At 56.6% G+C, this 13,929-nt stretch carries 13 protein-coding genes; 1 reads left to right on the plus strand and 12 read right to left on the minus strand.

The window, feature by feature from the left end; genetic code table 11:
- Positions 1 to 34: 34 nt before the first annotated feature.
- The 4 genes from NITLEN_RS07120 to smpB all read right to left on the minus strand — a co-directional run bounded on the left by NITLEN_RS07120 (position 35) and on the right by smpB (position 2,397).
- Positions 35 to 496, minus strand: coding sequence for a DUF5069 domain-containing protein (locus NITLEN_RS07120; protein ID WP_245924403.1), 462 nt, complete (start codon positions 494 to 496; stop codon positions 35 to 37).
- A gap of 114 nt (positions 497 to 610) precedes the next feature.
- Positions 611 to 1,252, minus strand: a complete 642-nt coding sequence (locus tag NITLEN_RS07125) for an NAD(P)H-binding protein (RefSeq protein ID WP_121988910.1) — start codon at positions 1,250 to 1,252, stop codon at positions 611 to 613.
- Between the two features lie 16 nt (positions 1,253 to 1,268).
- Positions 1,269 to 1,718: a DoxX family protein gene (locus NITLEN_RS07130; RefSeq protein WP_121988911.1), complete on the minus strand. Its 450-nt coding sequence runs from the start codon at positions 1,716 to 1,718 to the stop codon at positions 1,269 to 1,271.
- A 205-nt stretch (positions 1,719 to 1,923) separates the two neighbouring features.
- A complete protein-coding gene (smpB, locus tag NITLEN_RS07135) occupies positions 1,924 to 2,397 on the minus strand; it encodes an SsrA-binding protein SmpB (protein ID WP_121988912.1) in 474 nt (157 codons plus the stop codon).
- 58 nt (positions 2,398 to 2,455) lie between these two features.
- Here smpB and NITLEN_RS07140 point away from each other — a divergent pair, with 58 nt between their 5' ends.
- Positions 2,456 to 2,962: a DciA family protein gene (locus NITLEN_RS07140; protein WP_121988913.1), complete on the plus strand. Its 507-nt coding sequence runs from the start codon at positions 2,456 to 2,458 to the stop codon at positions 2,960 to 2,962.
- Here NITLEN_RS07140 and NITLEN_RS07145 read toward each other — a convergent pair.
- The 8 genes from NITLEN_RS07145 to hisS form a co-directional block, all read right to left on the minus strand.
- Positions 2,886 to 3,500: a hypothetical protein gene (locus NITLEN_RS07145; protein ID WP_146216127.1), complete on the minus strand. Its 615-nt coding sequence runs from the start codon at positions 3,498 to 3,500 to the stop codon at positions 2,886 to 2,888. The two genes, NITLEN_RS07140 and NITLEN_RS07145, sit on opposite strands and share 77 nt — an antisense overlap.
- A 33-nt stretch (positions 3,501 to 3,533) precedes the next feature.
- The gene (gyrA, locus tag NITLEN_RS07150) at positions 3,534 to 6,002 is read right to left on the minus strand and encodes a DNA gyrase subunit A (RefSeq protein ID WP_121988915.1); all 2,469 of its coding nucleotides are present in this window, start codon (positions 6,000 to 6,002) and stop codon (positions 3,534 to 3,536) included.
- 114 nt (positions 6,003 to 6,116) lie between these two features.
- Complete coding sequence (gyrB, locus tag NITLEN_RS07155) at positions 6,117 to 8,582, minus strand: DNA topoisomerase (ATP-hydrolyzing) subunit B (RefSeq protein WP_121988916.1); 2,466 nt, start codon at positions 8,580 to 8,582, stop codon at positions 6,117 to 6,119.
- Between the two features lie 155 nt (positions 8,583 to 8,737).
- Entirely contained in the window at positions 8,738 to 9,862 is a 1,125-nt protein-coding gene (gene dnaN / locus NITLEN_RS07160) for a DNA polymerase III subunit beta (RefSeq protein WP_121988917.1), read from the minus strand.
- Positions 9,863 to 9,888: 26 nt separating this feature from the next.
- On the minus strand, positions 9,889 to 11,223 hold the full coding sequence (dnaA, locus tag NITLEN_RS07165; RefSeq protein ID WP_425464141.1) for a chromosomal replication initiator protein DnaA: 1,335 nt from the start codon (positions 11,221 to 11,223) through the stop codon (positions 9,889 to 9,891).
- Between the two features lie 596 nt (positions 11,224 to 11,819).
- On the minus strand, positions 11,820 to 12,161 hold the full coding sequence (locus NITLEN_RS07170) for a DsrE family protein (protein WP_121988919.1): 342 nt from the start codon (positions 12,159 to 12,161) through the stop codon (positions 11,820 to 11,822).
- 21 nt (positions 12,162 to 12,182) lie between these two features.
- The gene (locus NITLEN_RS07175; protein ID WP_121988920.1) at positions 12,183 to 12,503 is read right to left on the minus strand and encodes a DsrE family protein; all 321 of its coding nucleotides are present in this window, start codon (positions 12,501 to 12,503) and stop codon (positions 12,183 to 12,185) included.
- 109 nt (positions 12,504 to 12,612) lie between these two features.
- Positions 12,613 to 13,875 (minus strand): histidine--tRNA ligase, encoded by a 1,263-nt coding sequence (gene hisS, locus NITLEN_RS07180; RefSeq protein ID WP_121988921.1) that lies wholly within the window; start codon positions 13,873 to 13,875, stop codon positions 12,613 to 12,615.
- Positions 13,876 to 13,929 lie beyond the last annotated feature (54 nt).

The raw sequence follows: 13,929 nt of genomic DNA on the forward strand, positions 1-13,929 counted from the left end.
TCATTTCATTACTGATCGACTCCGACCGGTTTGCTCACAACCGCCGTTCTTCCAAATCGTACACATCAAACCACACGTACACCGGGCGATGCGCGGGCACGACCTTAGGAATATAGTCTTCGAGATAGCGCTGCGCCTCCAGACTCATGTCGCTCAGCCGCATATCGCGCAACTTGTTATTCCATTTCAGCACGTCATTCGCATCCTTGACCTTCGATGCCCCCTCGATCCATTCGGCGATCTGCTCGTCCGTGGCTCCTGTTGCGACCACATCCTTCAATTGCTCGGGCGTAATCCCCGTAAAGGAAAACCATTGGCCGGCCAGCGAGCATGGCCAATAGTTGTATTCCCCGTTGATTCCGAGCAAGAAGGCCCGGCATTTATCCACGCAGCGGGCGGCAATCACATAGCCGCCCAGTTTTTCACGAGGACTACGGGGATAGCTTTTCCGAAGATCCGAGGCCAAGGTTCCGACTTTGTCCAAATTCATTTTCATGACGGTTTCCCTCGCTTTCTTGAAAGGTCTTCACGGCCGCCTTACTCGCCCCGACCGTCAAGGCGCTTCAGCCGGAGGGCCATCGCGGCAATAGAATTCACCTAGCCCCTTTCCTTATACCATTCGCCGCAGTGCGTCTGTAAGTGTCACTATGCCACGTATACTTTGCTCAGGGCGTTCGTACCCTATCGTACCTGTGGCGAATCCCGTATACATCTCTTTAAATAAGGTGGCCGCTTCCTGAGAAAAGCCGAACGACATGAAGGTCGGCAGCAGACCTTGGATTTTCGCCATGCCGATTCCCGGCGCCCAGTTCTCCATGAACGAGCAGGGCCGCAGGATGGTGAGGTGATTCGCAACCGCCCCCAACACCTGCTCTCCGTAATGAACGGCCCGGATCGGCCCCGTGCCATCCGCAAGATGGCCGCCGACCGACGACAGAAACACGACATGCGGAATGCCGCTGGCCTTCACCGCTTGCGCGGCCTGATCCATGCGTTGCCGTTGCTCGGCGAGCCAGGCCGCCGCCCCATAATTCGGCGGGACCAGCAGATAGACGCCGGTGGCGCCCATCAGGGCCTTAGTCATCGCGGGGACATCTTCCAGCGACGCCACCGCCACCTCCGCACCCTTCGCCTTCCATGCGGCACCCTTGTCAGCCGATCGCACGACAACACGCACCGGCTGCTTGCGGTGAAGCAAGGTATCCGCCACCGTCGATCCGGTATTCCCTGTCGCCCCTAAGACTACAAACATGTCATCCCCCTTCGAATTAGCGGTTGATCCGTTCTGCGATCAGGCGGTCGGCCGACCACTTGCCGCCTCCTGTGGCCAGCAGCGCCGCCGCAATTCCAATCACCAACAGATGATACTCATACCCCTCGCCCTGTTGCTGCCCGAACCAGTTCATGAAAAACCCGTGGGGAAGATGGGCCATCGTGATGGCCCCGAGCATGATCACAATAAGAGACCCGGCGCTGAACCTCGTCAGAAATCCGCTCAACAATCCAAGACTGCCGAAAAACTCTCCGACGATGACCAGGAAGGCGATGATCCACGGCAACCCCAGTTTCTGGGTGAAGAACCCCATGGTGCCGTCAAATCCGAATCCACCATACCAGCCGAGCAACTTCTGCGCTCCGTGCGGGAACATCACCAACCCCAGCGTGAGCCGCAAGATTATTCCTGTCCATCCGTCATCCGTTTGAAAGAAGGCTTTCATGAAGCACCCCCATAGTGAATCAGCTGACCCATCAGGCACCCCAGACATATAGTTCTAACTAGTACTAAAGTCAAGTCGTAAAATATTCGCACCCATTGCCCGGAAATAGTCCGAGCTGAATCATCAACTGATAAGCGAAGGCCTCTGTGAGTGAAGAAGAAGAAATGTCGTGCGATCGGAAGAGTATGCGATACGACTGGCGGTTCTATTTTCTGTCTTTGATGGCCCGTTCGACCTCGCGTCCGGCTTCGCGATTCTTGATGGTTTCCCGCCGGTCGTAGAGTTTCTTCCCCTTCGCCAGCCCGAGCTCGACCTTCGCACGACCCTGCTCATTGAAGTACAGGCGGAGGGGAATGAGCGTCAGACCCTTCTGTTGCGTCTTGCCAAGCAGCTTGTTGATCTCTTTCTTGTGCAGGAGCAGCTTCCGCACCCGCAGCGGATCGTGATTCATCATGTTGCCGTGGCTATAGGGGCTGATGTGGCAATGGTGGAGAAACACCTCCCCCTCGCGCACCGACGCATAGCTGTCCAACAGATTCACGCGGCCGTCCCGGAGAGATTTGACCTCGGTGCCCAACAACGCAATCCCAGCCTCGAACTTCTCTTCGATGAAGTAATCGTGGTAGGCCTTCCGGTTCGTGACGACGACTTTGTATTGATCCTCTTTCTCTTTTGACATATCGCTCGTATAGGGCCGGCGCCTTGACCCGTTTCATGCTCCAAGCCTAAGATGGCCGATGGTTAGCTCCGGCCCTCTCGTCTCGTTCGGTACAATCCTCTCCAGCGTGGCCAAACAACTGGGTTTGGAAACCAGGCTCGTCGAGGTGCGTATCCAGCAACAGTGGCCCGCCCTTGTCGGAGAGCCGATCGGCTCGCATACCTGGCCCGTCCAGATCCGCTTTCACAAACTGTATCTGCTCGTCGAAAACTCCGTGTGGCTCCAGCAGCTGACGTTTCTCAAACCGGCGCTCCTGGCCAAACTGAATGCCGAGGCCGGATCGGAACTGCTGACAGACATCGTCCTACGCGTAGGCGAGATCCCATCACGGGAAACCGAGCCTGCTCCAGTGCCCCCCGCGCCTCAGAAAGCCCCGGCCTCCGACAAAGAGCTGGCCGAGTTCACCGCTCACGCCTCCGCAATTCAGGACCCCGGTATCCGTCAGCGCTTTAGAGAGGTGATATCGAATTATCCTTCTCTGGCGACTCTGCCTCCACCGGAAGAGGATCCGTCACGCGTCCCTTGAACAGCACGCGCGTCGCGGCCGAAAGCTCACCTGTCTTGGGAAGGGGGCCGATCCCGCCTTCCTCTTCTTGATCCTGCAACAGGTAATATCCCCGAACGGACTTATCAAACTCGTTGGCGACCGTCGCATCTTTGGCTACATATTTCGCCAGCATCTCGGGATCGGTCCATCCGTCATCATCGAACACATAAATGAGCATGCGACGATACCGGCTGCCGGCATCGTCCGGCGTGGTGGGCCGAATCTTCATGGGGCCGAAATCGTGCGTCTGGTGCCCCACCTTTCGAAACCGGTTCAGCAAGGTCTCGATCTGATGATCCGTCGTTCCAGGAGGCACATGCGTCGCGACAAGCTGGCCGTTCTGCGACCCAACGCTATAGGGAGGAATCGACCGGTCGGGGCGGCTGAGATACATGCCGCCCCAGATGAGCGCAAACGATCCGACAAAGACCGTGAGCGCCAGCTTGACGACCGTATCCAACGGCTTCTTGGCCTTGGGACCGGCAGGGGACGTTGAGGAAGATACCTGCTCGTGCATGAACGTCATGTGCGGCGAGACAGGCCCGCCGGACTAGGCCTCCGGCTGATCCTCGGGGATCGCCTCTACTACTTCCGCCAACCGGGCCACCCCTATGACGCGATCATCGTCGCCGTCCAGGTCGAGCACCCGCACGCCCTGAGTATTCCGGCCGACTTCACGAATGTCGTCGACTTTGCAGCGCAGCAACTTGCCCTTCGCTGCCATCAACATAATTTCGTCGCCGTCGCGCACTTGCAGGAAGCCGACCGCCAAGCCGTTCCGCTCCGTGGTCTTGACGCTGATGATGCCTTTTCCGCCGCGGCCCTGGACCCGGTAATCGTTCACCGGCGTCCGCTTCCCATACCCGCCTTCGGTGACGGTCAAAATCGCCGTCGTCGAATCGGGGGTAATCGTTTCCATGCCGATGACTTCGTCGCCGGCTTCGAGGGTAATGCCTTTCACACCATGCGCAGTGCGGCCCATCGACCGGACATCTTCCTCTTTGAAGCGGATCGTGATGCCCTGTTTCGTACCCAGCAGCATTTCCCGGGACCCGTCCGTCACATGCACGGCGATGAGCTTATCGCCCTGATCCAGCGACAGCGCAATAATCCCGCCCTGGCGGGGATTGCTGTAGGCCGACAATTCCGTCTTCTTGATCACGCCCTGCTTCGTCGCCATGACGACAAAGCGATCGTCGCGATACTCCTTCACGGGCATCGTGGCCGTCACTTTTTCATCTTTCGACAAGGCCAACAGATTCACCAGGGCCTTGCCCTTGGCGCCGCGGCTGGCTTCGGGAATTTCATGCACCTTGAGCCAGAAGACTTTTCCGGCATCGGTGAAGAAGAGCAGGGAGTCGTGCGTCGACGCCGTGAACAGCGTCTCGACGAAATCTTCGTCTTTGATCCCCATCCCGATCTTGCCTTTTCCGCCCCGGCGCTGGGCGCGGTAGAGCGAGACGGCATTCCGCTTGATATAGCCGGTGTGGGAAATCGTCACCACCACTTCTTCTTCGGCGATTAGATCTTCGAGGCTGATCTCCGCTTCCTCTTTGACAATCTGGGTCCGCCGCTCATCTTTATAGGCCGCGCGGACTTCCGCGAGCTCGTCCTGAATGATCTGCCGCACCAGGGCCGGGCTCGCCAAGATGGACTTCAGATACTCGATCTGCTTCAGCACCTCTTTGTATTCTTCGATCAGCTTCTGGCGCTCCAGCTGCGTGAGGCGCTGCAGACGCATCTCCAAAATGGCGGAAGCCTGGATTTCGCTTAATCCAAATTGGCTCATCAATCCCGCGCGGGCTTCATCAGGCGACTGCGCCCGGCGAATAAGCGCAATCACCGCATCCAGGTTATCGAGGGCGATCTTCAGCCCTTCGAGGATATGCGCGCGCTCCTCGGCCTTCCGGAGTTCAAACGCGGTACGGCGCACGATCACTTCGCGCCGGTGATCGAGGAAGTGCGACAGAATCTGCTTGAGGTTCAGGACCTCCGGACGATTGTTGACCAGCGCAAGCATGATCACGCCGAAGGTCGTTTCCAGCTGCGTGTGCTTGAACAAATTGTTCAGGACGATCAGCGGGATTTCGCCCCGCTTGAGTTCGATGACGACACGGACCCCTTCACGATCCGACGATTCATCCCGCAGGTCGGCAATACCCTTGATCCGTTCATCCTGCACCAGCTCAGCAATCTTCTCGATGAGCTTGGCCTTATTGACCTGGTACGGCACCTCCGTGACGATCAACCGCTCGCGGTCAGTCCGCTCATCCGACTCCACATTGACCTTGGCGCGTACCTTCAGCAGCCCGCGGCCGGTCTCGTAGGCGTCCTTGATGCCGCTCATTCCGTAGATAAATCCCGCCGTGGGGAAATCGGGGCCGGGAATCTTTTTCATCAATTGAGCGATAGTCACATCGGGGTTCTCGATCAGGAGCAACAGCCCGTCGATGACTTCGCCCAGATTATGCGTGGGAATATTGGTCGCGTAGCCGACCGCAATACCGCCGGCCCCGTTGATCAGCAGATTCGGAACTCGCGTAGGCAGCACCAGCGGTTCTTGCAGGGATTCGTCGTAGTTGGGACCGAAATCGACGGTTTCTTTGTCAATATCGGCAAGGAGCTCTTCGGCCAGCTTTGTCATGCGCGCTTCGGTGTATCGCATGGCGGCGGCGGAATCGCCGTCCATCGACCCGTAGTTCCCCTGGCCGTCGACCAGCGGATAACGCATGTTGAAGTCCTGCGCCATGCGCACCAGGGTGTCGTAGATCGCCGAGTCACCATGGGGATGGTAGTTACCCATGATTTCGCCGACGATCTTGGCCGACTTGCGATAGGCGCGATTATGGGCCAGGCCCATTTCGTTCATGCCGAAAAGAATGCGGCGATGGACCGGCTTGAGCCCGTCGCGCACGTCCGGAAGCGCGCGGCCTACGATCACGCTCATGGCGTAATCCAGGTACGACGACTTCATTTCATCTTCAATTGCGATATAGCCTAAGCGTTCATCTGGGGGCATCTAGTTCTCCACGGAGGCTGAAAAAGGTCACCAACGTCGTTCTCGTCTGCGGCCTTGCGGGATGACCGTTGTGGCATCCTATCAAGACCGGACACGACTGATAGCGCTCTATCGTTACACGTCCAAATTTCTGACTTCGAGTGCGTGCGCCTGAATGAAATTGCGGCGGGGCTCCACCTCATCGCCCATTAAAATCGTAAAGATTTCATCCACGCCGGGCACATCTTCCAGCTTCACTTTGAGCAGGGTCCTGGTTTCCGGATTCATCGTGGTCTCCCACAACTGCGACGGATTCATTTCGCCCAGACCTTTATATCGCTGAATCCCGAGTCCCTGCTTGCCGATCTCGATGATCGTCTTCACCAGATCCGCCGTGCCGGAGAATTGCTGCTCCTGCCCCTTCGCTTTCAGCTTGTAGGGCGCGCGGCCCAGTCCGATGGAGGAGGGAGCCAGTTTCTGGAGTTCGCGGAAATCGGCCGACCCGACGACTTCGTGCGTCAGATTCATGCTCAGCACAATGCCGTTGCTCGTAATCCGGCAGATCACCTTGTTGGATTGATGCTCTTCGTCCTCGACGATGGTCAGCTCCGCAGTCGCCTTCGGGTAGATGGCCTCCAAGACTCGCTTGGCATTGGCCACCACCGTCCTGAGCGCCGCCTGATCCTTCAGCATCTCGCGGTCCAGTCCGGGCTCGTCCACGAAGGCCCGAAGGATGTTGGCTTCATGATGTTTCTTATTCAAACGCGAGAGGAACGTTTCAAAGGCGACCAGCTTTTTCAGGACCGGCAGGAGCCGGCGGCCCGTGATGTATCCCTGGGTGTTCTCCACATAGACCTCGACCTCCTCGACGGCGAGATCGGCCAGGTGCTCGTTCAAGAGCCCTTCGTCTTTCAGATACTTTTCCGACTTGCCCTTCTTCACTTTGAAGAGCGGCGGCTGGGCGATGTAGATATACCCGCGCTCCAGCAACTCCGGCATCTGGCGGAAGAAGAACGTCAGCAACAGGGTCCGGATATGACTCCCGTCGACGTCGGCGTCGGTCATGAGAATGATCTTGTGATAGCGCGCCTTGGCGATGTCGAAGGAGTCTTTCTCGGGCTTGTCGCCTTCTTCCCGCCGGCGGCCGATGCCGGTGCCGAGCGCCATGATCAAGGTGCGGATTTCGTCGCTGGAGAGCATTTTGTCGAACCGGGCTTTTTCCACGTTCAGGATTTTACCCTTGAGCGGAAGAATCGCCTGGTACTTCCGGTCGCGGCCTTGTTTGGCAGAACCACCGGCCGAATCTCCCTCGACGATGTACAGCTCACTCAGCGCCGGATCTTTCTCGGCGCAGTCCGCCAGCTTGCCGGGCAACGAGCCTCCATCGAGCGCGCTTTTCCGGCGGATCAGTTCCTTGGCCTTGCGGGCGGCTTCACGCGCCCGGGCTGCATCAATGGCCTTGCCGATGATCTTCTTGGCGACCGTCGGATTTTCCTCGAAATAGGTGCCGAGCGCCTCGTTCACCGCCGCTTCGACGATGCCCTTCACTTCGCTATTGCCGAGCTTCGCCTTCGTCTGACCTTCGAACTGGGGATTGCGCACTTTCACGCTGACAACCGCTGTCAGACCTTCGCGCACATCGTCGCCGCTCAAGGACTCGGTCTCTTTCTTGAGCAGGTCGTTGGCGTTGGCGTAGCTGTTGATCGTGCGCGTGAGCGCGGCTTTGAAGCCGACGAGATGCGTCCCGCCTTCTTTCGTATTGATGTTGTTGGCGAAGGAAAACAGATTTTCCGCGTAGCTATCGTTGTACTGCAACGCCAGTTCGAGAATCATGTCCGGTTTTTCGACCTGCACATAAATCGGCTTATGGATCGGCGTTTTGGCTTCATTGAGGTGTTCGACGAACGAGACGATGCCGCCCTTGTACTTAAAGATCTGTTCTTTTTCTTTGCGCTCATCCTTCAGCGCGATCTCCAGACCCTTGTTCAGAAAGGCCAGCTCGCGCAACCGCTGGGCCAGGATGTCGAAACTGAACTCCAGCGTTTCGAAAATCTGGCTATCCGGCTTGAAGGTGACTTGGGTACCGCGCCGTTTGGTCTTCCCGGTCATCTGGAGCGGCGCGTCCGGTTTGCCGCGCTGATAGCGTTGCACGTAGACCTGGCCGTCCTGCCAAATTTCCAACTCCAACCATTCGGAGAGCGCGTTGACGACGGAGATACCGACGCCGTGCAGACCGCCCGAAACGGTATAGGCGCCCTGCTCAAACTTTCCGCCGGCATGGAGCACCGTCAGCGCCACCTCGGCTGCGGATTTCTTTTGCGTGGAGTGCATGCCGGTCGGAATGCCCCGGCCGTTATCGACGACCGTGACACTTCCATCGATGTGGATCGTGACCTCGATCGTTTCACCGAATCCCGCCATATGCTCGTCGACGCTGTTGTCGACGACTTCGTAGACGAGGTGATGCAGACCATCGACGCCGGTGCTGCCGATGTACATCGCCGGGCGTTTCCGCACGGCATCGAGCCCTTCGAGGACTTTGATCTGGTCGGCGTTATAGCTGTCTGACTTGGGCTTGCTGATTGACTCGTTCGTGGCCATCCGTCTCCTAGTCTCTGGTCTTGTTTTTCGGCGGATGATCAACATGCTCATCCGGCAAGGCCGCAGGCGAAAAGAAACCGGAGGCGTACCCTCTGGGGTACGTTGAGGATTTCTTTGAGCCGAGAACGACGCTGGTGAGCATGTTCATCATCCGCTTAGATCTTAATCGGCATCACGACGCACTTGAACCCAGGATTCTCGGCTTCCTGAATCAAGCACGGGCTGAGCGGCGTTTCCATCTGCAACGAGATGGTGTCGCTATCCATCACACTGAACACATCCAGGAGATACCGGGCGTTGAACCCGGTCTGCAGCGCCTCACCGTCATAGGTCGCCGGCAACTCCTCGGTCGCTTCTCCGTAATCTGGGTTGCTGGAAAACAGCACCATGTGGCCCGGCGCAAAGGAGAGCTTCACGGCGTTCGCCTTGTCTTTCGACAGGACCGACACGCGCCGCAACGCGCTTTCCAGTTCGAGACGGTTCACGCTGATCTTCTTGCCGCCCTCTTTGGGAATGACTTGCTGATAGTTGGGATAGTTCCCTTCCATCAACCGTGAGGTCATGAGCAGCCCGCTTTTTCGGAAGATCATCAGGTTCTTGGTAAACCCGATCAGCGGTTCGCCTTCGCCTCCCTCTTCCAGCAAGCGCCGCATTTCCTGCGCCGCTTTCTTCGGAACAATGGCTTTGATCTCCTGGGGATCGCTCTTGCCGGCTTTGCCGACCTCCTGCTCGGTCACGGCCAGGCGATGACCATCGGTGCCCACAAGCCGGAGCGAGGTCTTTTTGTCCGTCACGACCAAGGTGACGAGCAAGCCGTTCAGGATATAGCGCGCATCATTGTCCCCTGCGGCAAACAGCGTCTTCCGGATCAGTTCCAACAGCCCGGCGCCGGAGAGCGGGATCAAGCCTTCGCGATCGATCACCGGCAGAGCAGGGTATTCGGAACTGGGCAAACCAACGATCTTGAACTGGCTCTTGCCCGCTTGAATCGTCGTCCAATTATTGTCGCCCGACGTCAGCTCGATCTCGCCGGCCTTCAACTCCTTGATGATTTCATACAGCTTCCGCGCCGAGACGGTCACGCCGCCCGGTTGCAGCACCGTGGCCTTATAGAGGCCGCGCATGCCGATTTCCAGATCTGTCGCGACGATTTCGACGCCGTCCTGCTTGGCTTCCAGCAGAATGTTGGACAGAATCGGCATGGTGTTCCGTTTCTCCACCACGCCCTGCACACGCTGGAGCCCCGTCAATAGTTCATCGCGTCCGATGCGTACCTTCATAATGTCTTCTCCCTCAACAGGACGACTCAGCCCCGTAGGATCTGCTCTTTCAGTTTTTCCAATGTCGTCTGCATGGCCGGATCCGCGTCCTTCGCCTTGGCCACCTGGCGGCAGGCATGGATGATCGTCGTATGGTCCTTGCCCCCGAAGTGCCGGCCGATCTCCGGATAGGACGCATCGGTCAACTCGCGGCAGAGATACATGGCGATCTGCCGGGGATGGACCAGCGTCTTACTGCGTCTGCGGGACTTCAGCTCGTTGATCTTCACGTGAAATTGGGTGCAGACCACATCCTGAATATCTTCCATCGCCACGATTTTCTTCTTGTCCCCGATGAGATCGCGCAGGACTGTCTTGGCCATCTCCAGCGTAATCTTCTGCCCCGTGAGCGACGCAAAGGCGCCCAACCGCACCAGACTGCCTTCAAGCTCGCGAATATTGCTCTTCAGGGTGGTCGAAAGATACTGGATCACATCCTCAGGAAGCTGGATCCCCTCGTCCTCGGACTTCTTTCGCAAAATGGCGATCCGCGTTTCCACATCGGGCGGCTGTAGATCGGCGATGAGTCCCCATTCGAAGCGGGACCGGAGTCGCTCTTCAATATCCGGCATATCCTTCGGAAACCGGTCGCTGGAGAGGACAATCTGCTTATGCCCTTCATATAACGCATTGAACGTATGAAAGAACTCTTCCTGCGTCCGTTCCTTGCCGGCCAAAAACTGAATGTCGTCGATCATCAGCATATCGATATGCCGATAGCGCTTTCGGAGATCCATCATCTTGTCGTAGCGGATCGAGTTGATGACCTCGTTGGTGAACTGCTCGGTCGTCAGATAGGCGATTCGGAGATCGGTTCGTTCCGCCACATGATTACCGATCGCGTTCAGCAAGTGCGTCTTTCCGAGGCCCACGCCCCCGTAGATAAAGAGGGGGTTGTACGCCTTCCCCGGCTGTTCGGCAACTGCCATACAGGCGGCATGCGCGAACTGGTTCCCGGCGCCGACGACAAAATTCTTAAAAATATACTTGGGGTTGAGCTGAATCCCCCGCCGCGATTTCGTCTGAGCGACTGTCTTGGCAACGCTAACGACCGCCGCGTGGTCCTGCGCCTTGGCGGATTTTTGATCGACCAGGAATGAGACGGTGACCTCTCCGCCTCCACGAGCGGCCGAGACCGCTTCGGACAGAAGCGGGCCATAGTGAGTCCCCAGCCATTCGCCAAAGAACTTATTCGGAACACCGATATGGGCGGTCGAGTCTTCAATCCGATCCAGATGCACTGGAGTGAACCAGGTGTCATAGACCTGCTTGGGGACCTTTCCCTGGATGAAGTGAAGCGCCTCTTGCCAAACCGTGTCGATACTCATAACCCTTCAGAATTCCTATGCACAGGCTTATACACACCTGTGGACAACCAGATAGCTCTCTCCATAATTCCTAGTAAAATACCACCTGAGAGGAACCGCTGACTATCATGTACCCCTGTATGTTGTCGAGTCGGATTTTGCTTATCCACTTCTACACACACGCTATACCACCCCACTCGGCAGGTTCATGCAGAGGAAATCCACAGAGTCATCAGACTGAAGCCAGACTATATTTTTCTATCTTTGCAACAACCTACGAGCTATTCCCACTATTCTCCTCACTACTACGACTCCTACTACTCCTACGAGTTTCTTATCTTGGTAAAGATAATAAGAAGTCAGAGCAGGATAATCTTCGTATGGGCAAACACCAAATCCAAGAGGTCCAGATCCGTTAAACCGACGGAAGGAGAGGAGTCATTTAGACCGTCTTTTCGCACCTGCTCGCCAAAACTGGTAGAAGAAGCCGGCAATCCTTCTTCAAGGAGAACGTATTCGGACTCCTGTGAGATAAAGAGACTAGATTCAATCCCGTTAGACGGCTGACGGAGTATGTACAAACAATCTGCCACGGCATCCCTCTGAACAAATCAAAACACGAGAGTTCGGTCGACATCCGTCAAAAAGTGTCGAATGTATTCAGCCGTCTGATACTGGACAGCAAACTGAGGTTGTATCAATGAGCGATCGGCATCCGCTTGGACGATGAATGGAATCTCAAGCTGTTCGATTGACGGGAGATACTTTTCTAAAATTTCCATATCAATCACGTCATCGAGATCTTCTGAAAGCAGCCGAACCGCCTCATTGAGCAGCACCACAGTCGTATCATGGGTCCCTGCCACAAGGCCGAGCGCAATACGCAGCGCTTCCACCGGACGGTGCGTTTGACGGGGATCTTCTCTGATTACTACGGCTATTTTCTTCGCCATCGCCGGGTCGATACCTTTAGATCAGGTAAACGCCAAAAATTGATCGCAGGCATCGATAATCCCGGAGAGGACTACCAGCCCGCATAAGGAGATCTTGGAATGGATCCCATCGGTCGGTACGTGATGTTGTTGGCATCCATAGGCACAGGCAAAGAGCTTCACCCCATTGGTCGCCAACTCTTGATACCGGGCGTCTGAAATGTTCTTCACCCCTTCATCGATGAGGTACAAATACACCTCGGTATTGCGGTGAAGAGCTGCGCGTGAAAGACGATAAACGGTCTCCACACTTGCATGGGTCGGAGGGACCGAAAGAAGCAGCCCGAGCTTCTTTGAATTCATAGGTAATTCACAGATATTTATATTAATTAATCAACGACTTGTAAAAATTATCCAGAGGGGGTGAGCCTACGAATTTTTGAAGGGAAAGTCAACCGCAAAAACGGCTGAACTAGGAGGTAAGAACCTGAGGTAGAAGAGAGGCGACGAGTGTAGAGAAAGGTAGCTCTTGTTGCTCCTTCGTCTCCATATTCCGAAGGATCGCGGAACCCTTATCCAGTTCATCGTCACCGAGAATCAGAGTATAGCGACAGGTAAAACGATCTGCCTGGCGAAGGTGAGCTTTTAACGTTGCTGAGCGAAAATCCGTCACCGCTCGAACACCGGCCAGACGGAGGTCTTGAAGAATCTTCAAGCCGTGAAGCGCGGCCCGTTCGCCGAAGGCCGCTACATAAACCGTCTTGTTTCCAACGGAAGGCGGCGTGAGGGATTCAGGAAGCATCAAAGAGATTCGCTCGATGCCCACCGCAAAGCCGACCGCCGGCGTCTTCGGACCATCCAACGTCTCAACCAGACCGTCGTAGCGTCCACCGGCGCCTACGGCGTTCTGAGCACCCAAACTCGTGGTCGTCACTTCAAACGTGGTCAAGCAGTAATAATCCAACCCCCGAACCAGCCGATGATTCAACTGGTAGGGAATCCCGATTGCCTGAAGTCCCTCTAACACCTTTGTAAAATACGTTGTGGCCGGTTCTGCCATCGATCCGGCTAGCGTCGGCGCAGCATCCGTGGCGGCTCGGCAGGCCGGCACCTTGCAATCCAATACGCGCAACGGATTCGTCTCAATTCGTCTCACACAATTAGCACAGAGCTGGCTTTCATACTGGCGGAGATAGGCCACCAGTACCGGCCGATAGGCTTCCCGGTCGCTCGTATACCCGAGATTGTTGATTTCGAGCGTCAGCGCGGGAAGCTGTAGGTCTGACAGCAACTGCCAGAGCAGGGCGATCGTTTCAACATCCGCCCGGGGATCGGCCATGCCGAAGGATTCCACGCCGAACTGGTGAAATTGCCGCAAACGCCCGGCTTGCGGCCGCTCGTGGCGAAACATCGGTCCGAGATAGCAATATTTTTGAGGGAGCGGTTCGGCTGCGCGGTTGTGTTCGATGTAGGCCCGGACCGTTCCGGCTGTTCCTTCAGGGCGCAAGGTCAGCGACGTCCCGTCCCGGTCCTGAAACGTGTACATTTCTTTTTCGACGATGTCCGTCGAGGCGCCGATGCTGCGCGCAAAGAGCGTGGTCACCTCGAAAATCGGCACGCGGATTTCGTGAAAGCCGAACGTCGAGGCCCAGAACCGGGCCTTCTCTTCAATGAGGCGCCAACGCGGGGTCTCTTCCGGAAGCAGATCTTTTACGCCCTTGATGCCCTTGATCATCGTCGGTCCTCACCATAGGCAAAACGTCGGGACTATAACGGCGCATTCCGAGCC

Source organism: Nitrospira lenta (assembly GCF_900403705.1).
Lineage (GTDB): Bacteria > Nitrospirota > Nitrospiria > Nitrospirales > Nitrospiraceae > Nitrospira_D > Nitrospira_D lenta.